At 52.7% G+C, this 26581-nt stretch carries 20 protein-coding genes and 1 pseudogene; 13 read left to right on the forward strand and 8 right to left on the reverse strand.

From position 1 onward, the window contains the following. Positions 1 to 16 precede the first annotated feature (16 nt). Together OGX67_RS04605 and OGX67_RS04610 are read left to right on the forward strand one after the other, a co-directional pair. Positions 17 to 427 (forward strand): CidA/LrgA family protein, encoded by a 411-nt coding sequence (locus tag OGX67_RS04605; protein ID WP_044715240.1) that lies wholly within the window; start codon positions 17 to 19, stop codon positions 425 to 427. Beyond that, positions 420 to 1109 carry an LrgB family protein gene (locus OGX67_RS04610; protein WP_061067027.1) on the forward strand — a complete coding sequence of 230 codons (690 nt, stop codon included), beginning with the start codon at positions 420 to 422 and terminating at the stop codon, positions 1107 to 1109. Before OGX67_RS04605 ends, OGX67_RS04610 begins: the two co-directional genes overlap by 8 nt. A 45-nt stretch (positions 1110 to 1154) precedes the next feature. Here the strand turns inward: OGX67_RS04610 and actP are convergent, their stop codons facing one another. The 3 genes from actP to acs form a co-directional block, all read right to left on the reverse strand. Next, positions 1155 to 2804: a cation/acetate symporter ActP gene (actP, locus tag OGX67_RS04615; protein ID WP_003031747.1), complete on the reverse strand. Its 1650-nt coding sequence runs from the start codon at positions 2802 to 2804 to the stop codon at positions 1155 to 1157. Next, entirely contained in the window at positions 2801 to 3115 is a 315-nt protein-coding gene (locus OGX67_RS04620) for a DUF485 domain-containing protein (RefSeq protein WP_003031750.1), read from the reverse strand. The genes actP and OGX67_RS04620 overlap by 4 nt, the downstream gene beginning before the upstream one ends. 311 nt (positions 3116 to 3426) lie before the next feature. Further along, complete coding sequence (gene acs, locus OGX67_RS04625; RefSeq protein WP_286526030.1) at positions 3427 to 5385, reverse strand: acetate--CoA ligase; 1959 nt, start codon at positions 5383 to 5385, stop codon at positions 3427 to 3429. 433 nt (positions 5386 to 5818) lie between these two features. Between acs and nrfA the strand changes: the two genes are divergently transcribed. The 7 genes and pseudogenes from nrfA (at position 5819) to gltP (ending at position 14116) form a co-directional block, all read left to right on the forward strand. Next, positions 5819 to 7255, forward strand: coding sequence for an ammonia-forming nitrite reductase cytochrome c552 subunit (gene nrfA, locus OGX67_RS04630; protein ID WP_003844735.1), 1437 nt, complete (start codon positions 5819 to 5821; stop codon positions 7253 to 7255). A 44-nt stretch (positions 7256 to 7299) separates the two neighbouring features. Continuing rightward, positions 7300 to 7866, forward strand: a complete 567-nt coding sequence (nrfB, locus tag OGX67_RS04635; protein WP_003031758.1) for a cytochrome c nitrite reductase pentaheme subunit — start codon at positions 7300 to 7302, stop codon at positions 7864 to 7866. Further along, positions 7863 to 8534, forward strand: coding sequence for a cytochrome c nitrite reductase Fe-S protein (nrfC, locus tag OGX67_RS04640; RefSeq protein WP_003031761.1), 672 nt, complete (start codon positions 7863 to 7865; stop codon positions 8532 to 8534). The genes nrfB and nrfC overlap by 4 nt, the downstream gene beginning before the upstream one ends. Continuing rightward, the gene (gene nrfD / locus OGX67_RS04645) at positions 8531 to 9487 is read left to right on the forward strand and encodes a cytochrome c nitrite reductase subunit NrfD (RefSeq protein ID WP_003031764.1); all 957 of its coding nucleotides are present in this window, start codon (positions 8531 to 8533) and stop codon (positions 9485 to 9487) included. The genes nrfC and nrfD overlap by 4 nt, the downstream gene beginning before the upstream one ends. Before the next feature lie 8 nt (positions 9488 to 9495). Then, positions 9496 to 11722: pseudogene (gene nrfF, locus OGX67_RS04650) on the forward strand (heme lyase NrfEFG subunit NrfF). Further along, a complete protein-coding gene (nrfG, locus tag OGX67_RS04655) occupies positions 11722 to 12333 on the forward strand; it encodes a heme lyase NrfEFG subunit NrfG (protein WP_003031771.1) in 612 nt (203 codons plus the stop codon). The pseudogene nrfF and the gene nrfG overlap by 1 nt, the downstream one beginning before the upstream one ends. Before the next feature lie 469 nt (positions 12334 to 12802). Beyond that, the gene (gene gltP / locus OGX67_RS04660) at positions 12803 to 14116 is read left to right on the forward strand and encodes a glutamate/aspartate:proton symporter GltP (protein WP_003031773.1); all 1314 of its coding nucleotides are present in this window, start codon (positions 12803 to 12805) and stop codon (positions 14114 to 14116) included. A 104-nt stretch (positions 14117 to 14220) separates the two neighbouring features. On the opposite strand, the gene yjcO is transcribed toward gltP, so the two are convergent. Continuing rightward, on the reverse strand, positions 14221 to 14910 hold the full coding sequence (gene yjcO / locus OGX67_RS04665; protein ID WP_003031775.1) for a Sel1 family TPR-like repeat protein YjcO: 690 nt from the start codon (positions 14908 to 14910) through the stop codon (positions 14221 to 14223). A 103-nt stretch (positions 14911 to 15013) separates the two neighbouring features. Further along, on the reverse strand, positions 15014 to 17161 hold the full coding sequence (gene fdhF, locus OGX67_RS04670; protein WP_080602221.1) for a formate dehydrogenase subunit alpha: 2148 nt from the start codon (positions 17159 to 17161) through the stop codon (positions 15014 to 15016). A gap of 287 nt (positions 17162 to 17448) precedes the next feature. Here fdhF and OGX67_RS04675 point away from each other — a divergent pair, with 287 nt between their 5' ends. Continuing rightward, complete coding sequence (locus OGX67_RS04675) at positions 17449 to 18180, forward strand: response regulator (protein WP_071696318.1); 732 nt, start codon at positions 17449 to 17451, stop codon at positions 18178 to 18180. A gap of 87 nt (positions 18181 to 18267) precedes the next feature. Here the strand turns inward: OGX67_RS04675 and OGX67_RS04680 are convergent, their stop codons facing one another. Genes OGX67_RS04680 through OGX67_RS04690 form a run of 3 tightly spaced genes read right to left on the reverse strand, consistent with a single transcriptional unit; the run spans position 18268 to position 20827 of the window. After that, a complete protein-coding gene (locus OGX67_RS04680) occupies positions 18268 to 19272 on the reverse strand; it encodes a carbohydrate kinase family protein (RefSeq protein ID WP_086529675.1) in 1005 nt (334 codons plus the stop codon). Continuing rightward, on the reverse strand, positions 19269 to 20129 hold the full coding sequence (locus OGX67_RS04685; protein WP_003031787.1) for a ketose 1,6-bisphosphate aldolase: 861 nt from the start codon (positions 20127 to 20129) through the stop codon (positions 19269 to 19271). The genes OGX67_RS04680 and OGX67_RS04685 overlap by 4 nt, the downstream gene beginning before the upstream one ends. 14 nt (positions 20130 to 20143) lie before the next feature. Further along, entirely contained in the window at positions 20144 to 20827 is a 684-nt protein-coding gene (locus OGX67_RS04690) for a D-lyxose/D-mannose isomerase (RefSeq protein WP_003031789.1), read from the reverse strand. Positions 20828 to 21376: 549 nt separating this feature from the next. Here OGX67_RS04690 and OGX67_RS04695 point away from each other — a divergent pair. The 3 genes from OGX67_RS04695 to OGX67_RS04705 form a co-directional block, all read left to right on the forward strand. Then, positions 21377 to 23917 (forward strand): type VI secretion system Vgr family protein, encoded by a 2541-nt coding sequence (locus OGX67_RS04695; protein ID WP_257651894.1) that lies wholly within the window; start codon positions 21377 to 21379, stop codon positions 23915 to 23917. Continuing rightward, positions 23910 to 26006, forward strand: coding sequence for a T6SS effector phospholipase Tle3 domain-containing protein (locus OGX67_RS04700; protein WP_286526038.1), 2097 nt, complete (start codon positions 23910 to 23912; stop codon positions 26004 to 26006). The genes OGX67_RS04695 and OGX67_RS04700 overlap by 8 nt, the downstream gene beginning before the upstream one ends. A 9-nt stretch (positions 26007 to 26015) precedes the next feature. Continuing rightward, positions 26016 to 26581 (forward strand): T6SS immunity protein Tli3 family protein (locus tag OGX67_RS04705; protein WP_286526040.1); only part of this gene is annotated, 566 nt, incomplete at its 3' end.

Here is a 26581-nt window from a genome sequence, read left to right on the forward strand (position 1 = left end):
TTAAGGACATACCCTCATGGCTGTGGCGATAAGCCGCGTGACGCCTGCTGTTATTCATCGACTCCAGATCCCCGTTCAGGTTCTGTTGTACGCAGGTCTCTTTGTATTAGCTCAATATCTTGTCTCCTGGCTGCATCTGCCGCTTCCTGCCAACCTGGTAGGGATGGTGCTGATGCTGGCGTTAATTGTCTGCCGGGTTATCCCGCTGAACTGGATTCGCGCAGGTGCTCGCTGGTTACTGGCTGAAATGCTGCTGTTTTTTGTCCCGGCGGTGGTCGCCGTTGTGAACTACACGCAGCTGTTGCTGGTTGATGGCTGGCGTATATTTGCCGTCATTGCGATCAGTACGCTGATGGTGCTCGGCGCAACGGCGTGGGTGGTGGATAAAGTGTATCGCTATGAAATGAGCAGGCTAAACCGTGAGTAATTTCCAGCTAAGCGTGTTGTGTCTGGTGATTACGCTGGGTATCTACTTTGCTAATAAGCGTTTGTATCGCCGTTTTCGTAAATTACCGCTGATGCCATTAGTTCTCACCCCGGCCCTGCTGGTGCTGATGCTAGTCTTCGGCCATATCTCCTGGCAAAACTATATTGGTGAATCGCACTGGTTGCTGTGGTTGTTAGGACCGGCGACCATCGCCTTTGCCGTTCCGGTGTATGACAACCTTGCGGTGATTAAGCGTCACTGGATGTCGCTGACGGCGGGCGTGATAACGGCAACGCTGGTGGCCGTCACCAGTTCCGTGTGGCTGGCGCGTCTGTTTATGTTGCCTGATGAGATCCAACGCAGTCTGGCGGTGCGTTCCGTCACCACGCCATTTGCGCTGGCAGCGGCAGAGCCATTGGGCGGGCAGCCGGACCTGGTGGCCTTGTTCGTGGTGGTGACCGGCGTATTCGGCATGGCGGTCGGCGATGTGCTGTTTTTACGCCTTTCCATTCGTGAAGGAATGGCGAAAGGCGCAGGATTTGGCGCAGCATCGCACGGGGCAGGCACGGCGCGCTCTTATGAGCTTGGTCAGCAAGAGGGCGTGGTTGCCAGTCTGGTAATGATGCTTTCCGGTGTGGTGATGGTATTGGTTGCGCCGTTGGTCGCGAGGCTGATGTTCTAAGAAAGGATGTAATCCTCCGGCCCGAAAGCCGGAGGAGAAGGGATGTTAGTGCGCGCGACCTTGTTCTACGCCGTACCCGGTCTGGGAGCGGATGAACTGAGCACGGAACTGCTCGCGTTCGCGGTTGCCTTCTTCTGAGTTGTCGGTAGCAGAGAAGAACCAGATCCCGAGGAACGCTATGCTGATGGAGAACAGCGCTGGATATTCATACGGGAAAATGGCTTTTTCGTGACCGAGGATCTGGACCCAAATGGTTGGGCCGAGAATCATCAATACTACCGCTGTTAACAGACCTAACCAGCCACCCAGCATTGCGCCACGGGTGGTCAGACGCGACCAGTACATGGAAAGCAGGATGATCGGGAAGTTGCAGCTGGCCGCGATGGCGAACGCCAGACCCACCATGAAGGCGATGTTCTGGTTCTCAAACAGCACGCCGAGCAGGATGGCTATCACACCCAGTACCAGTACGGTGATTTTTGACACCTTCAGCTCTTCACGTTCGGTTGCGCCTTTGCGGAATACGTTGGCGTACAGGTCGTGAGAAACTGCCGAAGCGCCCGCCAGCGTCAGCCCGGCAACCACCGCCAGGATGGTGGCAAACGCCACTGCAGAGATGAAGCCGAGGAACAGGTTACCGCCCACCGCATTCGCCAGGTGAACCGCCGCCATGTTGTTACCACCGATCAGTGCGCCTGCAGCATCTTTGTACTCTGGATTAGCGCCTACCAGCATGATCGCGCCAAAGCCGATGATAAAGGTCAGGATGTAGAAATAACCCATAAAACCGGTGGCATAGAATACGCTCTTACGCGCTTCGCGGGCATCGCTGACCGTGAAGAAACGCATCAGAATATGCGGCAAACCTGCTGTACCGAACATCAATCCAAGACCTAACGACAGGGCGGATATCGGATCTTTTACCAGACCGCCCGGGCTCATAATCGCGGAGCCTTTCGGGTGTACTGCCATCGCTTCGGTGAACAGGTTGTTGAAGCTGAAGCCGACGTGCTTCATTACCATGAAGGCCATAAAGCTGGCGCCGAACAGCAGCAGAACAGCTTTAATGATCTGTACCCAGGTGGTTGCCAGCATGCCGCCAAACAGAACGTACATCATCATCAGTACGCCAACCAGTACGACGGCGATGTGATAGTTCAGACCAAACAGCAGCTCAATCAGTTTACCTGCGCCGACCATCTGGGCGATCAGATACAGAGCGACCACCACCAGGGAACCACAGGCCGACAGAATACGGATTGGACCCTGTTTCAGACGATAAGAAGCAACGTCAGCAAAGGTGTAACGACCGAGGTTACGCAAACGCTCAGCAATCAGGAACAGGATAATTGGCCAGCCGACCAGGAAGCCGAGTGAGTAAATCAGCCCGTCATAACCGGAGGTAAATACCAGCGCGGAAATTCCAAGGAACGATGCCGCCGACATATAGTCGCCCGCAATCGCCAGCCCGTTCTGGAAACCGGTGATGTTACCGCCGGCGGTGTAGTAGTCATTACGCGAACGTACGCGCTTAGACGCCCAGTAGGTAATGCCGAGCGTAAAGATGACGAAAATCAGGAACATAACAATCGCCTGCCAGTTGGTTGGCTGGCGTTGAACTGCACCGCTAATAGCATCCGCCGCGTTTGCGGCGAAGGGCAGCGTGGCGGCAAGCGCCGTCAGGACTCTCTTCATGATGCTTTAACCTCGTGCAAAACCGCATTGTTCAGGCGATCAAATTCACCGTTTGCCCGCCAGATATAAATCCCGGTCAGAATGAAGGAGATAAGGATCACACCGACCCCAATCGGAATACCCCGGGTGACGCTGGTTCCCGCGTGGAGCGGCGTACCCAGCCAGCCAGGCGCAAAGGCAATCAGTAAAATAAAGCTGATATAAACTGCCAGCATGATGATGGACAGAATGGTGGCAAACCGTTGCCGTTTTTCTACTAACTCCCTGAAACGCGCACTGTCTTCTATCCGCTGATAAATTTGGTCATTCATCACAGAGTTCTCCAGAGGCCCCCTTCGTTTTTCACGCCGCAGGTGCGTTGGCCGCACTCGTTACTCGACCCATCCCTGGGTCTCGCCCCAGCGGGGCCGTTACAAGTAACGTTCAAATCTGTTCCGGACAGATTTGTCACCCCAGTCACATAGTGAACTATGCTCCTGGGGATGTGCTCGCTTGCCGCCTTCCTGCAACGCGAAATCCTTTGGGGGAGGGTTTTTATATTTCCCTCCCGGTCAGGGGAGGGGTAGGGATAGGATTTGTAGACCCGATAAGCTGCGCGCCATCGGGCATTTCACAGTTATGGTTATGATGGCATCGCGATGGCCTGCTTCTCTTCGAGCAGTTTCTCCACGACGCCAGGATCGGCGAGAGTCGAGGTATCGCCCAGATTGCTGGTATCGCCCGCCGCGATTTTACGCAGAATACGGCGCATGATTTTGCCGGAGCGGGTTTTCGGCAGTGAGTCGGTCCAGTGCAGCACGTCTGGCGTTGCCAGCGGGCCAATTTCTTTACGCACCCAGTTGCGAACCTCGGCGTACAACTCAGGTGACGGCTCTTCACCGTGATTCAGCGTGACGTAAGCGTAGATCGCCTGGCCTTTAATATTATGCGGAATCCCTACCACCGCGGCTTCGGCAATCTTCGGATGCGACACCAGCGCCGATTCGATTTCAGCTGTTCCCAGACGGTGGCCGGAGACGTTCAGCACATCGTCCACACGTCCGGTGATCCAGTAATAGCCATCTTCGTCACGGCGCGCACCGTCGCCGCTGAAGTACATATTCTTGAAGGTAGAGAAGTAGGTTTGCTCAAAGCGTTCGTGATCGCCAAACAGCGTTCTCGCCTGGCCCGGCCACGAGTCGGTAATCACCAGATTGCCTTCGGTCGCGCCTTCCAGCGGATTACCTTCGTTATCGACAATCGCAGGCTGTACGCCAAAGAATGGACGGGTTGCAGAACCGGCTTTCAGTTCGGTGGCGCCCGGCAGCGGGGTGATCATGAATCCACCGGTTTCAGTCTGCCACCAGGTATCGACGACCGGGCATTTTTCGTTGCCGATCTTCTTCCAGTACCACTCCCATGCTTCCGGGTTGATCGGCTCGCCAACTGAACCCAGGATACGCAGTGACGAACGGTCAGTGCCTTCAATCGCTTTATCGCCTTCCGCCATCAGGGCGCGAATGGCGGTCGGTGCGGTATACAGAATATTGACCTGATGCTTGTCCACAACCTGCGACATACGCGCCGGGGTAGGCCAGTTTGGCACGCCTTCGAACATCAGCGTGGTTGCGCCGCAGGCCAACGGACCGTACAGCAAGTAGCTGTGCCCGGTTACCCAGCCTACGTCAGCGGTACACCAATAGATATCGCCCTGATGGTAATCAAACACATACTTAAAGGTAGTTGCAGCGTAGACCAGATACCCGCCGGTAGTGTGCAGTACGCCTTTCGGCTTGCCGGTTGAGCCGGAGGTATACAGGATAAACAGCGGATCTTCCGCGTTCATCTCTTCCGGCTGGTGTTCTGAGCTGGCCTTCTCGATAAGATCGGACCACCACAGGTCGCGACCTTCCTGCCATTCCGTTTTTCCACCGGTACGTTTGAGAACGATCACATGTTCAACGGTTTTCACATTTGGATTTTTCAGCGCATCATCCACGTTCTTTTTCAGTGGGATAGCGCGCCCGGCGCGTACGCCTTCGTCGGCGGTGATCACCAGGCGTGAATTGGAGTCGATAATACGTCCGGCGACGGCTTCCGGTGAGAAACCACCGAAGATGACCGAATGCACCGCGCCAATACGGGCACAGGCCAGCATGGCGACCGCAGCTTCCGGCACCATCGGCATATAAATGGCCACCACGTCACCTTTTTTAATGCCTAAATCCAGTAGCGTATTGGCGAAACGGCAGACATCGCGATGCAACTCGCGATAGGTAATGTTTTTGCTTTGGGTTGCGTCATCGCCTTCCCAGATGATGGCGGTACGATCGCCGTTTGCCTGCAGGTGGCGGTCAAGGCAGTTTGCGGCCAGATTCAGGGTGCCGTCTTCGTACCATTTAATCGACACGTTGCCTGGTACGAAGGAAGTGTTCTTCACCTGGCTGTACGGCTTGATCCAATCAAGAATTTTTCCCTGTTCGCCCCAAAATGTGTCGGGTTCGTTAACGGATTGCTGGTATTTCTCTGCGTACTGCTCCGGATTTATCAGGCAACGATCCGCAATGTTTGCGGGAATAGCGTGTTTATGTATTTGGCTCATGGCTTTTGTTCTCCTTGTAGGATGTTAATAATATGTCTCATAAACGTTAAATGTAGGGGCTTTGAGAGTTTTGTTTAGTATTTGCGCGGCAGATCACGCAATAAACGAATTGTGCAAATTAGCGACAAACTGAATTTTGAAGGGAGCTAGCAAAATTGACTAAATCTCGCGATAACATGTAGTTATCTAAAGGATTGTTGAAAAGGTGATCTGTATCTGAATTAGACAAAAGAGGGAGCAATCAAAGGGTGTTACTAACTCTAAAGTGGTATTTTACATACACTTACAATTGATTAAAGACAACATTTTCAGTGTGGTTTCTTGTTACAAATAGGGTGGAGCAATGTCATGACAGTATTCGTGTGGTTGCTGTTATGGAAAACAATAAAAGAACCGCCATTGCAGATAATGGCGTCATCTGGATGAGACCCCTATGGCAAGGATAAAATCACGCGTACGCCGTTTCTTCAGCCTGTTAGTACCTTTATTATTTATCTCTGCAGTTCACGCTGAACAAACCCCCGTACCCGCAAAAACCGTCACCGTTGAAGCGAAGAATGAAGTCTTCGCCCCTCAGCATCCCGATCAATATCTCTCCTGGAAAGCCACGTCTGAGCAATCAGCCCGTGAAGATGCGCTGGCAGAAGATCCTCGTCTGGTGATCCTGTGGGCGGGATATCCCTTCTCGCGCGATTACAACAAACCGCGCGGGCACGCGTATGCAGTGACCGATGTTCGTGAAACCTTACGTACCGGCGCACCCAAAACGGCAGAAGATGGTCCGTTGCCGATGGCCTGCTGGAGCTGTAAAAGCCCGGATGTGGCGCGTCTGATCCAGAAAGACGGTGAAGATGGCTACTTCCACGGTAAATGGGCGCGCGGCGGTCCTGAAATTGTTAATAATCTTGGCTGCGGCGATTGCCATAACACCGCGTCACCAGACTTTGCCAAAGGCAAGCCAGAACTGACGCTGTCGCGTCCTTATGCTGAACGCGCGATGGAAACAATCGGCAAACCGTTTGAGAAAGCCGGTCGCTTTGACCAGCAATCCATGGTCTGCGGCCAGTGCCACGTGGAATATTACTTCGACGGTAAAAACAAAGCCGTTAAGTTCCCGTGGGACGACGGCATGAAAGTCGAGAACATGGAGAAGTACTACGACACCATCGCCTTCTCTGACTGGACCAACTCCCTGTCTAAAACCCCGATGCTGAAAGCGCAGCACCCGGAGTATGAAACCTGGAGCGCAGGCATTCACGGCAAGAACAATGTGACCTGTATCGACTGCCACATGCCGAAAGTGCAGAACGCGGAAGGCAAGATTTACACCGACCATAAGATTGGTAATCCGTTCGATAATTTCGCTCAGACCTGTGCGAACTGCCACACCCAGGACAAAGCGTCCCTGCAAAAAGTGGTCGCCGAGCGTAAACAGGCCATTCATGACCTGAAAATCAAAGTTGAAGACCAGCTTGTTCGTGCGCACTTCGAAGCGAAAGCCGCATGGGATGCGGGTGCGACCGAAGCGGAAATGAAGCCGATTCTGGAAGATATCCGTCACGCGCAATGGCGTTGGGACCTGTCTATCGCCTCACACGGTATTCACATGCACGCCCCGGAAGAAGGTCTGCGGATGCTGGGTAGCGCAATGGATAAAGCCGCTGACGCACGTACCAAACTGGTCCGTCTGCTGGCGACCAAAGGCATCACGCATGAAATCCCGTTACCGGATATCTCTACCAAAGAGAAAGCCCAGGCGGCGATTGGTTTGAACATGCAGCAAATCAATGCTGAGAAGCAGGACTTCATCAAAACGGTGATTCCGCAGTGGGAAGATCAGGCGCGTAAAAACGGTCTGTTAAGCCAATAACCCCATTTCGCCCCGCAAGGGGCGGATAACTCAACGGAGTGAATATGAGCGTATTACGTTCGTTATTAACTGCTGGGGTGCTGGCGTCAGGCTTGTTATGGAGCCTGAGTGGAATCACTGCCACGCCAACGCCGCAGGAGTCGGATCAACGCTGGACGGTTACCCAACAGCGTAATCCGGATGCCGCCTGTCTGGACTGTCACAAGCCGGATACCGAAGGTATGCATGGTAAGCATGCGGAAGCCATCAACCCGAATAACAAACTGCCTGTCACCTGCACCAATTGTCACGGCCAGCCGTCACCGAACCACCGCGAAGGGGTGAAAGATGTGATGCGCTTTAATGAGCCGATGTACAACGTGGAGCAGCAGAACAGCGTCTGTATGTCCTGTCACCTGCCTGAGCAGTTGCAAAAAGCGTTCTGGCCGCACGATGTCCACGTAACCAAAGTGGCGTGTGCCAGCTGTCACTCACTGCATCCGAAGCAAGACACGATGCAGACGCTGAGCGATAAAGGACGGATCAAGATTTGCGTCGATTGCCACAGCGATCAGCGTAACAATCCGAACTTTAACCCGGCGTCGGTTCCGTTGCTTAAGGAGCATCCATGAGTTGCTCTCGTCGCCAGTTTATCACCGGCGTCGGCGCGCTGGTGGCAGTGAGCGGGACGGCGGGGCGCGTTGTGGCGAAGACGCTGAACATCAATGGCGTGCGTTACGGTATGGTTCATGATGAGTCTTTATGCATTGGCTGTACGGCCTGCATGGATGCTTGTCGGGAAGTTAACAACGTGCCGGAAGGCGTATCGCGTCTGACGATTATTCGCAGCGAGCCGCAAGGGACATTTCCTGATGTGAAGTATCGCTTCTTCCGTCACTCGTGCCAGCATTGCGACCACGCTCCCTGCGTTGACGTCTGTCCGACGGGGGCATCGTATCGCGATGCCGCCAGCGGTATTGTGGATGTGAACCCGGACCTTTGCGTTGGCTGCCAGTACTGTATCGCCGCGTGTCCTTATCGCGTGCGGTTTATCCATCCGGTGAGCAAAACGGCGGATAAATGCGATTTCTGCCGGAAAACCAACCTGAAAGCGGGCAAACAGCCCGCCTGCGTTGAGTCATGCCCGACGAAGGCGCTGACGTTTGGTAATCTGGACGATCCCAACAGTGATATATCCCGTTTGTTGCAGCAGAAAACTACCTACCGTTACAAACTGGCGTTGGGTACAAAACCGAAGGTCTACCGCGTTCCCTTTAAATTTGGGGAGGTGAGCCAATGACATCCGCTTCTGCATTTCATTTTGAATCACTGGTGTGGGACTGGCCCATTGCCATCTATCTGTTCCTGATAGGTATCTCTGCCGGACTGGTCACGTTGGCGATTCTGCTGCGTCGCTTCCATCCGGAGGCGGGCGGTTCAGACAGCACGCTGCTGCGCACCACGCTGGTGTTAGGGCCGGGGGCAATTATCCTCGGTTTGCTGATTCTGGTGTTCCACCTGACGCGTCCATGGACTTTCTGGAAACTGATGTTCCACTACAGCTTCACTTCGGTGATGTCGATGGGGGTCATGCTGTTCCAGTTGTACATGGTGGTGTTAGTGCTGTGGCTGGCAAAAATCTTTGAAAAAGAGGTAATTGCCCTGCAACAGCGGTTCGTGCCGCGACTGACGATTGTGTCAAAACTCCTGACGCTAATCACGCCGTTCCATCGCGCACTGGAGACATTGATGCTGGTGCTGGCGGTCCTGCTCGGGGCGTATACCGGGTTCCTGCTGTCGGCGCTGAAATCCTATCCGTTCCTGAATAACCCGATCCTGCCGGTGCTGTTTCTGTTCTCCGGGATCTCCTCCGGTGCGGCAGTGGCGCTGATCGCCATGGCGTTACGTCATCGTAGCAATCCGCACAGTACGGAAGCGCACTTTGTGCATCGTATGGAAGTCCCGGTCGTATGGCTGGAGATCTTCCTGCTGGCGGCGTTCTTTGTTGGTCTGGCGCTGGGCGATGACGGAAAAATGCGTGCGCTGGCGGCGGCATTGGGCGGCGGATTCTGGACCTGGTGGTTCTGGCTTGGCGTGGCCGGGCTTGGGTTGATACTGCCGATGCTGCTAAAACCCTGGGCCAACCGCAGTTCGACGTTTCATGGTGTGCTGGCAGTGTGCGGCGCCAGCCTGACCGGCGTACTGCTGCTGCGCTTTTTTATCCTCTATGCGGGTCAGCTAACCGTTGCGTAAGGTGATATCTGGACGTTCTCCTTCCTGAAGCCGGTTTTCTGGCGCTGTTATTAAGCCTCGGGGTCAACGTGTTGACCCCGCTTGCCGTGTTGGTAGGTGTCCGCCAGCGCTGGCAGGGGATGATGCGCCTGGCAAGCGTGGGCGTGTGGACACAATTTGCCCTGCTGCTACTGGCCTTTACCATTCTGGTATTCTGCTTTTTGACCAGCGATTTTTCGGTGGTCTACGTTGCCCAGCACAGCTACAGCCTGCTGCCGTGGGGATTAAAACTGGCGGCGGTGTGGGGCGGTCATGAAGGATCGCTGCTGCTGTGGGTGCTGTTTCTTTCAGCCTGGAGCGCGCTGTTTGCTCTTCGCTATCGGCGTAATACCAACGCGCTGTTTCCGCTGACGCTCTGCGTCCTTTCAATGATAACGGCCCTGCTGCTGCTGTTTGTGGTGGTATGGTCCGATCCGTTCGTGCGTATCTTTCCGCCAGCCATTGAAGGGCGCGACCTTAACCCGATGCTGCAACATCTTGGGTTAATCCTCCATCCACCGCTGCTGTACCTGGGTTACGGGGGGTTAATGGTGGCGGCAGGCGTAGCGCTGGCCTCGCTGCTGCGCGGTGACTTTAATGCGCAGAGCGCCTGGGTGTGCTGGCGCTGGGCGCTGCCCGGCTGGTGCGCGCTGACGCTGGGGATTATCCTCGGCTCCTGGTGGGCCTACTGCGAGCTGGGTTGGGGCGGCTGGTGGTTCTGGGACCCGGTAGAAAACGCCTCCTTATTACCCTGGCTTTCCGCCAGCGCGCTGCTGCATAGCCTGTATATCACGCGCCAGCGCGGGATCTTCCGCCACTGGTCGCTGCTGCTGGCGATCGTCACGCTGATTTTATCGCTGCTGGGGACGCTGATTGTGCGTTCCGGCATTCTCGTTTCGGTGCATGCTTTCGCGCTGGATAACGTTCGTGCCGCGCCGCTGTTTGCGCTGTTTACCGTGTTGAGTCTGGCGTCGCTCGGGCTGTACGCCTGGCGGGGCCAGCAAGTCCGGCAGAATGCTCGTTTTGGCGGTTGGTCACGCGAGATGCTGATTCTGGTTGCGCTGCTGCTCTTTAGTGCGGTGCTGCTGATTGTGCTGATTGGCACGCTCTACCCGATGATTTACGGGCTGTTCGGCTGGGGGCGGCTTTCTGTGGGCGCACCGTACTTTAACCGCGCTACGCTGCCCTTTGGCCTACTGATGCTGCTGGTTATTGTGCTGGCAATGGTCAGAAGCCGCAAAGTGTCTTTCCGCATCCAACTTCCGGCACTGCTGGCGCATGCCGGGGTGCTGGTGTTTGCGGCGGGGATCGTCTTTTCCAGCGGTAGCCGTCAGGAGATAAGCCTGAACCTGAGCCCTGGGCAGCAGGTTGAACTGGCGGGTTACATTTTCCGTTTTGAGCGTCTCGACCTGGAAGCCAAAGGTAACTACACCAGTGAAAAAGCGCAGATCACGCTGTGGCACAATGAGAAACGCATTGGCAGCCTGCAACCTGAAAGGCGCTTCTATGCCGCGCGTCGTCAACAGATGATGGAGCCGGGGATCCGCTGGAACCTGATGCATGACTGGTATGCGGTAATGGGTGAAAAAACCGGACCAGACCGTTATGCCATGCGCTTGTACGTGCAGACCGGCGTGCGCTGGATTTGGGGTGGGGGACTATTAATGGTCTTTGGCGCACTGCTGAGCGGATGGCGAGGGAGGAAGCGTGATGCGTAAATTAATCACAGCGTTGCCGGATGGCGGCGTAAACGCCTTATCCGGCCTACAAGGTGCGCAAACCGTAGGCCGGATAAGCGCAGCTCCATCCGGCAGAAAGTTATTACTCTTAACGCTCGTCCTGTTTTTCATTACTTTCGCTACGCATGCCCAGGTTGTGGATACCTGGCGCTTTGAAAATCCGCAACAGCAAGAACAAGCGCTGTCTATTGCCAGCCAACTGCGTTGTCCACAGTGCCAAAACCAAAATTTGCTGGAATCAAATGCGCCGGTAGCGGTCAGTATGCGCCATCAGGTTTACAGCATGGTGGCGGAAGGGAAAAGTGAAGCCGAGATAACCACCTGGATGACCGAGCGTTACGGTGATTTCGTTCGTTATAATCCGCCGCTGAATGAGCAAACGCTGCTGCTGTGGGCGTTGCCGTGCCTGTTGTTGTTGCTGGTAGGTGTAGTGGTCTGGCGAGTGAGAAGACGTCAGCATACGGAGGAAGGTGAATAATGAGCCAGTGCGAGCCGCTGTTACGCCCAATGCCCGTGAAGCGGTTGACCGCTGCGGTGGTACTGATGGTTGTGGCCTGCATTGGAGGCTACCTGTTGACGCCAAAATGGCAGGCGGTTCGTCAGGAGCAGACGCGACTGGCGGACCCTTTACATGCTTTCTCTGATGAAAATATTCAGGAAAAACAGTTGCTTTTGCTGCAATCGCAGATTCGAGCCAATCCACAGGACGGCGTGAAATGGGCGCAACTCGGGGAGTACTATCTTTGGCAAAACGCGTATCATAATGCGCTGCTGGCCTACGAGCAGGCGCTGCGTGTCGGCGGTGAAAATGCTGAGATCTATTCAGCGATGGCAACGGTATTGTATTACCAGGCCGGACAACATATGGCGCCGCCCACTCGCGAGATGATTGATAAGGCCTTGGCGCTGGACCCGGCAGAGGTCACCGCGCTGATGTTGTTAGCCTCAGATGCGTTTATGCAAGCAGACTACGCCCAGGCTATTTCAGTTTGGCAAAAAGTTATGGATTTAAACTCGCCGAGGGTGAACCGGGCACAGCTCGTTGACTCTATTAATATGGCGAAGTTGTTGCAGAATCGGCAAAAATAAATTTGTTTTATTTGTGATTTGTATCATTTTGCCTGTTTAAAAAACAGGCAAACGAACAGGTGAGCGAAAAAAACTCACGCTATGACTTCTTCATTTTTGAACATATTAAAATTCTTTTATAACAAAAAGTTATTCATCAATACCGCGATAAAATTGCATTTTTATGCATAAATTCAGCCAAAAGCCCTGTTCTTAGAGGGTTGCGCTGAATGCCATGCAGATGATAATGATAATATACCCGTCATACTTCAAGTTGCAGGTGTGTTGGCTTTCCTCGCTCACCCCAGTCACTTACTGGCGTAAGCTCCTGGGAATTCGCTGCGTCGCCGCCTTCCTGCAACTCGAATTATTTAGGGCATAAGCGTTAAAAAACTCCATAAACGAACGCAACACAATTCATACCCTTTCAGTATGTACTATTCCCACACACCGCATGTGGAATAGCGCTCCATCGAGGAAGTCCGTTGTTATGAAAAATTTGAAAGTCAGCCTGGCATGGCAGATTCTAATCGCCATGGTGCTGGGCATTCTGCTAGGGAGTTACCTGCATTACCATAGCGACAGCCGCGAATGGCTGGTGGTCAACTTGCTGTCTCCGGCGGGCGATATCTTTATCCATCTGATCAAAATGATCGTCGTGCCGATTGTTATCTCCACGCTGGTGGTTGGTATTGCCGGGGTGGGTGATGCAAAACAGCTGGGCCGTATTGGCGCCAAAACCATTCTCTATTTCGAAGTGATCACCACCGTAGCGATTATTCTTGGCATCACGCTGGCGAATGTGTTCCAGCCGGGTTCCGGGATTGATATGTCGCAACTGGCGACCGTGGATATTTCGAAATATCAAAATACGACCGCAGAAGTGCAGAGCCACGCGCATGGCCTGATGGGCACGATTGTGTCGCTGGTGCCGACTAATATCGTCGCGTCGATGGCGAAAGGCGATATGTTGCCGATTATCTTCTTCTCGGTGCTGTTTGGTTTAGGCTTGTCTTCACTACCAGCAACCCACCGCGAGCCGCTGGTGACCGTGTTCCGCTCGATTTCAGAAACCATGTTTAAAGTGACCCACATGGTGATGCGTTATGCGCCAGTCGGTGTTTTTGCGCTGATTGCTGTGACCGTCGCGAACTTCGGTTTTGCCTCCCTGTGGCCGCTGGCGAAACTGGTGCTGTTGGTGCATTTTGCCATCCTGTTCTTCGCGCTGGTGGTGCTGGGGATTGTGGCGCGTATCTGCGGTTTGAGCATCTGGATCCTGATCCGCATTTTGAAAGATGAGCTGATTCTGGCTTACTCTACCGCCAGTTCCGAGAGCGTACTGCCGCGTATTATCGAGAAGATGGAAGCCTATGGCGCACCGGCTTCAATCACCAGCTTTGTGGTGCCGACCGGCTACTCATTCAACCTTGATGGTTCAACGCTGTACCAGAGTATTGCCGCGATCTTTATTGCGCAGCTGTATGGTATCGACCTGTCGCTGTGGCAGGAAATCGTGCTGGTGTTGACGTTGATGGTGACCTCGAAAGGGATTGCGGGCGTGCCGGGCGTCTCCTTCGTGGTACTGCTGGCTACGCTTGGCAGCGTGGGGATCCCGCTGGAAGGCCTGGCGTTTATCGCCGGTGTTGACCGTATCCTCGACATGGCGCGTACCGCGCTGAATGTGGTGGGGAATGCGCTGGCGGTGCTGGTTATCGCCAAGTGGGAGCATAAATTTGACCGCAAGAAGGCGCTGGCTTACGAGCGCGAGATGCTGGGTAAATTTGATAAGACCGCTAATCATTAATTAATGAAAGATTGCCGGATGGCGCTGCGCTTATCCGGCCTACGGAAGACGGTGAACTGTAGGCCGGATAAGGCGTTTATGCCGCCATCCGGCAATGCAAACCATTACCCGTTTGTTAACTTTTCAAACTCTTCACAGCCGGTATCGAACCCTTCCATACAGCTCAGATTCAGCCAGTGTAGCGCCTTCTGTTTATTCTTCACGATAAAACCCTGCTCGCCGTTTAAGAACATCATTCCGGCCCAGTACTCGGAATAACCGGTGCGGGAGATGGCGGAGCTGCGTTTGAAATACCACGTCGCTTTTTCATCGTCTGCGGGGATCCCCACGCCGTTGGCGTAAATCAGCCCGAGCAGCATTTGCGCGTCGACGGCTGAGTCATTTTCCAGATCTTCAGAGGCGTTTTGCAGCAAGGTAATGGCTTTGGGGTAATCTGTGTGTCCTGCCTGGGTGTTGACCAGAATCCGCGCCAGGGTGAGTTCTCCTGCTTTACTGCCCGCTTTGGCTGCCTTTTCCGCCAGCGTTTTGGCCTGGGGGTAATCCAGACTGACCGGATTCGTAATTTTGATTTGCGCCAGGAGCGCGCAGGCGTCGGCATCGCCATTGTCGGCGGCTTTTTGCGCCCAATACTCGGCTTTGCTCAAATCGCCCGAACTGAACCAGGTATCGGCAAGAAAGTACTGTGCACGACGGTCCCCTGCCTCAGCGGCCTGTAAGTACTGGCTTCCTGGCTCAGTATCACTGGCATGGGCAAAGAATGTCATAAAGAACATCAATGCAATGAGTTGTTTCATTTTGAGTTTTATTTAGGGTACGGAATGAACAGTATAAAGAGATCGTATGGATAAAAAAACAGCCTCCGGGCGGAGGCTGTTGCAGAACAGGTACGTAAACGGACTAACCCATCGCGCTTTCGCGCAGACTGGCTTTCAGCTTGTTGTACTCATCAATAACATACTGCTCGGCAGCGCGCTGATCGGCAATGCGTTCAACGTTAACGGCACAGTACTTATACTCTGGCGTTTTGGTAATCGGGCTTAAGTTCTCGGTTACCAGTTCATTACATGCGCCAATCCACCACTGGTAGGTCATGTAAATCGCGCCTTTGTTTGGACGATCGCTGACTGCCGCACGGGTAATGACCCGACCTTTACGCGAGTTAACCCACACCAGTTCTTCGTCCTGGATGCCCAGGCGTTCTGCGTCGGCGGTGTTGATTTGGGCATAGCCCGGTTCATCTGCCAGCGCGGCCAGCGCCGCACAGTTACCGGTCATCGAACGGCAAGAGTAGTGGCCGACTTCACGCACCGTAGACAGTACCATTGGGTACTCTGGGGTGAGTTTGTCGATTGGCGCTACCCAGTCGCAGGTGAAGAACTGCGCCAGGCCGTTCGGGGTGTCGAACTTCTCTTTAAAGAGATAAGACGTCCCCTGATCGGCTTCTGAGGTGTCGCGGCAAGGCCACTGGATATAACCCAGTTCGCCCATTTTCTCGTAAGTGGCACCGTAGAAATCCGGGCACAGATGACGCAACTCGTCCCAGATTTCCTGGGTGTTGTTGTAGTGCATCGGATAGCCCATACGGGTGGCGATTTCACTGATAATCTGCCAGTCCGTTTTCAGATCCCACTTCGGCTCAACGGCTTTAAAGAAGCGCTGGAAGCCACGGTCAGCCGCGGAGAATACGCCTTCATGCTCACCCCATGACGTAGACGGTAAAATAACGTCTGCGGCAGCGGCGGTTTTGGTCATGAAGATATCCTGCACGATGACCAGTTCCAGATCCTCAAAGCCTTTGCGCACTGCGGAGAGTTCAGCATCGGTCTGTAATGGATCTTCACCCATGATGTACGCCGCGCGTACTTCGCCATGCGCAGCACGGTGCGGCAGTTCGCTGATGCGATAACCGGTATGTGCAGGCAGACTTTCCACGCCCCAGGCTTTAGCGAATTTCTCGCGATTTTCCGGGAACTTAACGTACTGGTAACCCGGATAGGTATCCGGCAGCGCGCCCATGTCGCATGCACCCTGAACGTTGTTCTGGCCACGAACCGGGTTAACGCCCACGCTTGGCTTACCGAGGTTGCCGGTCAGCATTGCGAGGCTGGTCAGTGAACGCACGGTTTCCACGCCCTGATAGAACTGGGTAACACCCATGCCCCACAGGATAGCCGCGCTTTTTGCCGTGGCATACATACGTGCAGCCTGACGAATATCCTGCGCGCTAACGCCAGTGATATCTTCGACGGACTCCGGCGTGTAGCCTTCGACAATCTTGCTGTACTCTTCGAATCCTTCCGTACGGGAGGCGACGAACGCCTGGTCGTACAGTTTTTCTTCGATGATGACATGACCCATGGCGTTGAGCAGCGCGATGTTCGAGCCGTTTTTCAACGCGATGTGCATGTCGGCAATACGCGCGGTTTCAATTTTGCGCGGATCGCAGACGATGATTTTCGCCCCGTTACGTTTAGCGTTAATCACGTGATTCGCCACGATCGGGTGGGAATCCGCCGGGTTATACCCGAAGATGAACACTAAATCTGTGTTATCAATTTCATTGATAGCATTACTCATTGCGCCGTTACCGACCGATTGGTGCAGACCTGCAACCGATGGGCCGTGTCAGACGCGAGCGCAGCAGTCAACGTTATTGGTACCAATAACGGCGCGCGCGAATTTTTGCATTACATAGTTGGTTTCGTTACCCGTACCGCGAGATGAACCGGTCGTCTGAATAGCGTCCGGGCCATACTTCGCTTTGATGGCGCTCAGACGAGTGGCGACGTAATCAAGCGCTTCATCCCAGGAAACAGATTCCAGTTTGCCGCCACGCTGGCGACGGATCATTGGGGTTTTCAGACGAGGGGTCAGGATCTGGGTATCGTTGATAAAATCCCAGCCATAGTAGCCCTTCAGACACAGAGTACCCTGGTTGGTTTTCCCCTGCGCCGCTTCAGCCCGGACGATTTTGCCGTTATCGACCACCAGGTTGATTTTGCAACCTGATGCGCAATATGGGCAAACCGTGACGACTTTTTTCATCGGTCTCGCTCCAGTTAATCAAATCGCGCATACGCGCTGTCGCCCTCAGTATGCATCTTCTATGCCACTTTTTTATTGTGGGCATTCCCTGATATTACGGGTGATTTTTGGTCAAAACCCTGACGAAAAACAGGCTGTCGTCATATTTGACGTGTCGAATCTCCAATACGTGACGCCCCGGCAGTGTGACCGAGGTTATGTTTCCCACATATCCTTGTGCCTTATCGCTGTCACTCTGGGCAGAATCAATCACACTCATTTAAGTTGGCCAGAAATGGGGAAAAACAATGAAGCCAGCCATACTGGTTGTGGATGATGACGTGGCAGTCTGCTCGCTTTTACAGGATGTGCTGAACGAACACGTCTTTGCGGTGACCGCTTGTCACACCGGGCAGGAGGCGTTGCGCTGCATTGAGACTCAGCCGGAGATCGCGCTGGTATTGCTGGATATGATGTTGCCCGACATCAACGGTCTGATGGTGCTGCAGCAGGTGCAAAAGATGAGGCCCGGATTACCGGTGGTAATGCTGACCGGGCTTGGTAGCGAGTCGGATGTGGTGGTCGGGCTGGAAATGGGCGCTGACGACTATATCGGTAAACCGTTCAATGCGCGGGTGCTGGTGGCTCGGGTAAAGGCGGTGCTCAGACGCGTTGGCGTGTTAACGGCAGAAAGCGGCGGCCCACAGACCACGGGGCTTTCTTTCAATGGCTGGCATCTCGATACCGCCGGTTGCCAGTTACATAATCCCCAGCAGTTGAAGGTGGAGTTGACGCAGGGGGAATACAGCCTGCTGTTGGCGCTGGCCCAAAATGCCCGCCGGGTGCTGAGTCGGGAACAACTGCTGGAGCTGACGCGTAGCGACAGTGTTGAGGTGTTTGACCGCACTATTGACGTGTTAATCATGCGCTTGCGGCGAAAAATAGAGATTAACCCGCATCAACCTATGTTGATCAAAACCCTGCGCGGGTTGGGTTATGTGTTTGCCGCCGACGTGCAGCATCACGATAAGGCGGCGTGATCGTGTGCAGTTGCCGGATGCGGCGTAAACGCCTTATCCGGCCGACAAAAGCGACAACGACCGCGTAGGCCTGATAAGCGCAGCGCATCAGGCGTCAACCATTTCTGCTTTTAACTCTGCCAGCGTCTTCGCGCCGTCTATCGCATTGGCGCACAGCAAGCTTGCCCGCGCACATGCGTGTGCCAACCTGACGCTGTCCGTCAGCGACCAGCGCTCATGACAGCCATACAAAAATCCGGCGCAAAACGCATCACCCGCCCCGACGCTGCCAACGATCTCCTCCTGTGCCAGGTACTGCGATGGGATCCAGACGCCCGGCAGATCCGGCGCTTCACCCCAGGCACCTTCCGGACAGTGAATAACCACCCGCTGGCGTACGCCTGCATCCAATAATTCGCGCGCGGCGGTAGCGATATGCGGGATATGCAGCTCGCCGTTGGGCTGTCGGATCTCCAGCCCGCTAAATTCTCCGGCTTCCAGCTCGTTAATCACCAGATAATCGAGATGGCGCAAGGCTGGCATCACCAGTGGTTGGTAGCGCGGGTCGCCCTTGCGTGAGACCAGATCCAGCGATGTTTCAAAGCCGTTGTCGCGCATTTGCGCTAGCAGCCTTGCGCTACGCGTCCCGTACTCCTTATCCGGCATGTCCAGACTGTCGAGCAGCAGCAGATATCCCAGATGGAAGATTTTCATCGAGGTATCCAGTTGCTCAAAAGCGGGCAAATCCAGCAGTCTGTTGGCGCCCGGCGAGTGGAAAAAGGTGCGCTGACCGCTGGGATCGGTCATCACCTGCGACATTGACGTGGGCGCGAATGTCGTGCGCTGCACGTGTTGGCGATTAACGTGATACTGCTCCAGCATCGCCATGATGTAGTCGCCATCGCTGTCCTGACCGATTAACCCCACCGCCTGCAACGGCAGCCCAGTGTGCATTTTTGCCAGCGTCAGCAGCACATTAAGCGGCGCACCGCCCGTGGCGCGTTCGCTACGGGTGATTTCCGCCAACCAGCCGCGTTCCGGCCACTGCACAATTTGATGCACATGATCGACCAGCATGTTGCCTGCGGCGATAACGCCTTTGCGTTCCATCAGACCCGTCCCGCGCTGCCAAAAATGCGCATCTGTTCTGAAACGGTATCGGTAATGGCTTCCTCAATGCCGAGCAGCAGTTCGGCGAATTCGTCGTATAAGGGCTGACGATTCGCCATCCGCGTCTCCACTGCCGACAGCGCCGCCTGCGACATGCCGGTATAGAAGTTGATTTTGTGAATGCCGAGTTCAATTGCGCGCTTGAAATCGTCGTCGCTGATGCCGGAGCCACCGTGCAGTACCAGCGGGATTGCCGCCTGCTGGCGAATGGCGTCTAGACGCGGGAAGTCGAGCAGCGGTTCGCCTTTATATTTGCCGTGGGCATTGCCAATGGCGACCGCCAGCGCGTCAATCCCGGTTCTGTCAACGAAATCACGCGCCAGCATTGGGTCGGTAAACAGTGATTCGTCGGCATGACCGTACAGCGCACCGCCTTCATCGCCACCGACTGCGCCCAACTCAGCTTCCACCGACACGCCGACGGCGTGGCACATCTTCACCACTTCGCGGGTCTGACGGATATTTTCTTCGTACTCCAGCGTGGAGCCATCGAACATCACTGAGCTGAAACCTAAGCGTAACGCTCGCACCACCGACTCAAAGTGCAGGCCGTGGTCAAGATTCAGCACTACGGGAATGTCATGTCTGGCGGCTTCGAACTTGACCGCTTCGACCAGAGAATCTAGCGAGATATATTTAAAATGCACCTCGGCAATGTTGATAATAAACGGCGAACGTTCCTGCTTTGCCGCGGCAAACAACGCGCGCAGGAAATGTGAATCCAGAACGTTAAACGCCCCTAAGGCATAGCGGTGCTCGCGGGCATGGGCAAGGCCATCAGCGAGTGAGATCAACGGCATAATGTGCTCCTTGGTTAGCGGAACAGGCGATATTCGTTACACAGCACCAGCAGCGCCGGTTCGTCTTCTTCAATGTCGTTGTAGCGGGAAATCGGTTGCAGAAAATGGTTGTCGTGGTCGTCGTCATTAACAGAAGAGACCTCGCCAACCAGCACGTCACCAAAACCTTCTTCCGCCCAGAAGCTGTGATACAGGCCCGGCGGCAGGCAGATGCTTTCACCCGGCGTCAGGCGCAGTTGACTGCCTGCGGCATGGGTTTGCCGACAGCCGTCAATTACCACGCTAACGTCGCTGTCTTCCGTTTGCTCGCGGATCCCTGCATTCCACAGTTCTACAATGAGATTGCCGCCGCCGCGATTGATAATGTCTTCGCGTTTGCGCCAGTGAAAATGCATCGGCGTGACCTGTGCATCGCGAACATGCATGATTTTCTCGGCGTAGCATTTCTCGTAAGGCATGCCTTTCGGCGAACCATTACGCAGGGTGAACAGCGTTAATCCTTGCGCGGCGAAATTGTTGCCGCCAAACGCAGTGACATCCCAACCGAGCTTAAGGTCGAACACTTCGCTCCAGGCAGCGGCATCAAGCTTGCGCCATTGGGTCGGGGGGAAGCTGGCAAAAGGGGGGAGATGCACGTCGTGCTGAGAGAAAAACTGGCGCGTGTGGCCAAGGATCTCGTTTATTGCGGAGCGTTTCATTGATTCTCCTGTGGCTGATAAGATGACCTTTATGCGGCCCTCTCTCAAAGGGAGAGGGAGAAAATCAAAAGCTTTCCCATGGATCAAATGGGATACCATCCGGTTACCTCTCCCTCACAGCAGAACAGGGAATCGTTATATTTTATTGTGTTTTTTTATGGGGTGGTGTGATTCATTCAATAAAATGATAAATGAAAAGAATATTTTCATAAATGTTATTGTAAATCATTGGGTTAATGCGTTCGTTTTTTTAGTCATATCTCAGTTTTCTGGAACCATTTGGATATGAACGCTGGATTGTTGCCTCGCGGTGAAAAAACGAATGCGGCGTTTTATAAATCTTTTTGTTAAAAAATCAATTTCATTGAATATAAAATCTCGCCAGTTAATCGTTTATTTATATTCCAGGGTTATATTACGTGTTTGACTAATAATAATTAAATCACTTCCAGATTTTTTCAATAAAAAATAACCTTTTTTAGTTATTATTGATATGCTGACTGGACTTTATTTCTTATGTATTACTTTCTTTTGGCAAGGGATGCGATAATGAAAAAAGGTTCAGGGTTCTATAATCTGGAAGGTATAGTTTCAGAGGAGAGTATAAATGAATATTTATTCTCCGTAAGGGGCGAAGGTAAGTTAGGGTGGCTTGATGTTGAAACAATTGAAGGTCATGAAAATTTAAGTAAACCATACAGTTATAAGATTACATTTACATCAAAACTAAAAAACATCCCTCCTGATTCACTTCTAAATATTGAAGGCTCGCTGAAAATCAGAGCACCTAATCATAATTGGAGTAAATATATTCAGGGTTCTGAAATGTGGCTATATGAACGACAAATTGAAGGCGTCATTACATCATTTTCGCTTATTAGCACATCAGCGGATGAATCACTGTACGAAATCAGGCTGGAGCATAAGCTTGCATTACTCTCTCGACGCAAGCGATCGGCTATTTACCTGAACATAAATGTGCCGAATTTGGTCACGCAGATCCTCAAAGAACATGCTTTTGCCGATTATGAAATCGACTTTGATAATCTTGTTTGTATGTATCCTAACCGGGAAATGATCGTCCAGTGGGATGAGTCAGATTTAGCGTTTATCAGCCGCATCCTGTCAGAAGTTGGGATCTGGTTCAGAATTGAAAATCATCATGCCGTTCCGCACATTATGGTGCTTATCTTCAGCGATTCACAAAGCCGGTATATCTTCGATCAAAAGATTATGCATGCATCTCATGCGGGTCTGACAGCAAATGATTATTCGATCGATAAGCTGGTATCAAAGCACAACGTTGTTTCCGCAGCCGTTAAAGCAAAGAACTTTGACTATCGGCTTGCCAATTCGCTAATACTCAATGTTGATGCCGAGGGAGCTGAACAAACGTCGACGACGTATGGAGTGGATTATCGTTATGCGGATATTCATCACCAGCCGGGATCGAAATTTGCGGAGGAACAACCAGGCGAATCAAGCTGGTTCTACGCCAAACTGCATCACGAAATTATTCTTAATAATCAGTCCGTTTTAAGCGGCGTGACCACCAGTCCATCGATCGTGCCAGGTATGGTGCTTAAAATCGACGGTACCATTCCGCAGGCGTTCACTTCGGGCTTTGTGGTAACGGCAATGCGAGTGACGGGCAGGCGTGATGCAGCCCTGCAATCCCAACTGTTCGGTATTCCCTACAATGAGCGCGTTTGCTTTCGACCGCAGCCGCTACCCAGACCGCGTATCGCGGGTACGGTTCCGGCAATTGTTTCATCTCGAATAGACAATGACCAATATGCCCACATCGATCTGCAGGGGCGCTATTGGGTGAAGTTTGATTTTGACCTCGACCAACATAGGCAAGGCTATGAAAGTATGCCCGTCCGTCTGGCGCGGATTTATGCCGGCGATACTTATGGTCATCACTTTCCACTCATTCAGGGTGCGGAGGTTGCCATTGCGTTTGAAGGTGGCGATCCGGAAAGACCTTTCATTGCCCATGCGCTGCATCATGCGCCAAAACCTGACCCCGTTACCAGCCGCAATAATACCCGCAATGTCATCCGCACTGCGGGTCTCAATAAGCTGCGGATGGAAGATCGGCGCGGGCAGGAACACGTCAAGCTGAGTACCGAGTACGCTAAAACGCAGCTGAACATGGGACATCTTGTTGATGCAGGTGGTAAGCCGCGCGGTGAAGGCGCAGAACTGCGCACCGATGACCGGGCTGTTTTGAGGGCTGCAAAGGGAATATTGCTGACGACAGAGGCGCAGCCAAAAGCCCAGGGCCAGCAGCTCGACATGAATGCAGTCGTTCAACAGCTACAGGCAGCCCTTGTGCTGGCAACTTCTCTTCAGCAAAGCGCCCTGACGGCGCAAGCGTTAAACGTTGAAATGGAGCAACAGCAGCAGCTTAACGCCGCGCTTCAACAGCTCACCCGCTCGGGGCTGGTGGCCTATGCCGATCACGGTATGGCTCTGCTTACACCGGAAACCATGGCGCTGTCGGCAAACAAAGATCTGTCGCTGAACGCGGCCAATAACGGCAGTTTTAACGTTTTTAAGAAACTCTCCATGGCAGTCGGGCAGGGCTTATCGCTTTTCAGCAGAGCTATCGGGATCAAAATTATCGCCGCAAAAGATGATATTTCCGTCCAGGCACAGCGCGGGGAAATGGGCCTGCTTTCGGATAAGCATTTTCATATTCAAAGTATGAACGGCAATGTGACCATCAGCGCCAAAAAGAATATTCAGTTGCTGTGTGGAGGGGGCGGTATTCGAATAAATGAAGATGGCTCAGTAAAAATATTCTCTCCCGCAAAAGTGCAGCTCAAAGGCACCACCCTTGACTGGAGCGGGCCGGAATCCGTTAAAGATAAATCCCCCGTTTTTCAGGAAGACCAGTTTCACCGCCGCATTAAATTACATGGTTATGGAAATACGGACGATGTTCTGAAAAAAACAAAATTCAGACTGACTAAGGCCTCCGGTGAAATCATTGAAGGTGTTACCGACGATGAAGGCATGACGCCGTTACTGGATATGACGGAAATGGATGAAATGAAAATGGAGATTTTGCCAAATGAGTAACAGTCCCTTTAATCCGCGAGTCGTGGCGACAGGTGTACAAGGCGTACCTAAATCCACCGGCGGAAAAATGGCCGTCTGCGAAGTGGCGGTTAAAAACCCTATGCCCTGTATTGTGATCCTTGTTCATGGCGTCAACGATGTGGGTGAGGCGTATCAAAATCAGGAGCAGAGGATCATTGCTGGCTTGAATGAACGTATGGGCCGCACGGATATGTATCCGCATGAGTGGCATCAGTACAAAATGGATATGGGGGATGGCGAGCAGCAGCAGGTGAAAATGCCCGGACGCAGCCCGGTGATCCCATTTTACTGGGGATATAAACCTGTTGACCATGCAACGTATATTGACGATCAGCGGCGTTATCGCGATGAGCTGGCTAAATCAGGAGACGCCGCAAAACTGCCTTACAACGCCTATCAGGAAAATGACAACGCAACGCTGGTAAAGTTAGGACACATTCCTCAAACCACGTTGAAATTTCAGAATGATAATTTCGGCAACGTGCTGGACGATGTGTACGCCAAAGGCGGGGGGACCTTTGCCAATGCGACAACCACTATTCCGGATATGCTAGGCCCTGGCTCCGGCGGCCCTGCGAACGCTACGGCAGGATTTGCTTCATTTCATCTGAATGGCGGGGATTTTACGCACCCTATTTATGATAACCCGCACCGAATTTATCAGTTTTTTGCCGCGCAGCGGCTGGCCGATTTAATCCTGATGATTCGAAGAGAACCGGCAACAAAATTCGATCCCATTAATATTATTGCGCACTCCCAGGGAACGATTATTACCATGCTCGCCAATATGCTGGTCAAAGCAGCAGGTGCCGATCCTGCCGATTGTGTGATCCTCAACCATTCTCCCTACGCCCTGGAAAAAACGGCTGCTGAAGGTATGACGCCCGGACATCACCAGACGGATCGCGCCCGCCAGCAGACGTTTAAAAATTTCTGTCATTTGATGGCGACAAACGGCAGATATGGCAAGGGGGAATATCACACGCAGGCCGAGATTGATGAATTAGAAGGCGCAATTTGTCTGAGTAAAACCAATTCTCAATGGCGCAAGAATAAACTTTATACCCGTAATAACTTTGGCAAGGTATATAACTATTTTTGCCCTAATGACAGCGTGGTTTCATTACTTAACGTGCAGGGTTTGGGCTGGCGGGGAGTCCCCCATGACATTGCCAGCGGCATAGACAATCTGCGCCAGCGGGTTTTCTGCGAAAATGGTCCGGAAATAGGCGGCAGCCCACTGAGCGTGCCTTTTGAAATGCCGGCGTTAAAAAAGGATTGTTTTGATCAGGATACGCTGGCGACCAGACAATATACGTTTGCGGATGTGGTTGTGAATGGTGAGCAGCTCCCCGTCACCTTCAGACACCAGTTACAGGGCGCGGGAAGTCAGTATAAATATTCGATAGTACCGGGTTCACCCGATCAGAACATCTCATTTTCGGCAAAAGCCACGGTTATTGCGCGCACTGAGACAGATTTCAAAAATCTCAGCGGCGCAGGTTTCGATTATTTACAGCCGGGGCAAGAGTTAACGCCCGCAGAACTCGCGATGTTCGCCAAAAAATATGCTAAGCCTTATACCAAAGGCGTTGTCCTGGGCGGGGGATACAATAAGACCGTGCAGCTTATTTATGAAAAAACGCCGGATGAGCTGGAAAAAGAATGGATGAAATCAGAGCAGGTTGGTTACAGCCAGCATTCCTCTATTGTTATGTCGAAAGATGCCCCCGCGAAAGCGATGGCCTTCGATCTGGCGGTGGGGATATGCGGGGCATTTGATTACGAAAATGGTGAGTTCTGGGTAAAACTACTTCGCCGTGGGGACTGGCGTATGAAGCTTAATGGTCTGCCAAGGACTGTTGATTATTATAATACAGGGATATTGAATAAAGCTGACACAAAAGATTATATGAACAGGCCGGATGATATTTTACCAAAGGGTCAATTTGGTGTGGTTAACGAATATTATCATTCAACAACGGTTCAACCTGCCAGACATAATGAAATATACAATACCGATACTCCCAATCTGCAATGGGATATGCCCAAACCGCTTAACGTTTAAGGATAAATCATGAAACCAGGAAATACGGTAAGAGTAATTGTTGGAGCCATTTCGCTATGCGCTATCGCTGCCTGTACAAAAAAAATACCCTCACAGGTTATTTATCGGTTTGATGATAATCGCTACCTGGAGTTGATCGGATATGATTGTGAAGGATATGTTGTTTACCATGACATAAAAAGAAAAATCCACAAATCAATTTATGGCAATCCAATCTATAGAGTGTTCTCGGGTGAGTTTATCCATCCCTCAGAACAGTACGTTCTGGTGCCTGAATGGGAACCCGGGGCATATAAAATATCTAAAGATTATGGGCAAACATGGCAGGTCGCAAACTATATGGCTTCTTCCCGGGCGCTGGAGAGAAACTCCGATGGGGTTATGCGTGACTATCCTGAAGGAAAAGAAATAAAAAAAGTGGTGGTGGTCAATAACCAGGCGTTTATTACCACCTCGAAAAATCATTTGTATATGAGTTCATACCCTTTTGACGACCCGCGTTTAAAGCCGGGTGGTCCGGGTATAGATTATCAATACTTCGATGATACCGACTATCTCTCTATATATACAGACGG

Source organism: Citrobacter sp. Cf118 (assembly GCF_030334095.1).
GTDB lineage: Bacteria > Pseudomonadota > Gammaproteobacteria > Enterobacterales > Enterobacteriaceae > Citrobacter > Citrobacter freundii.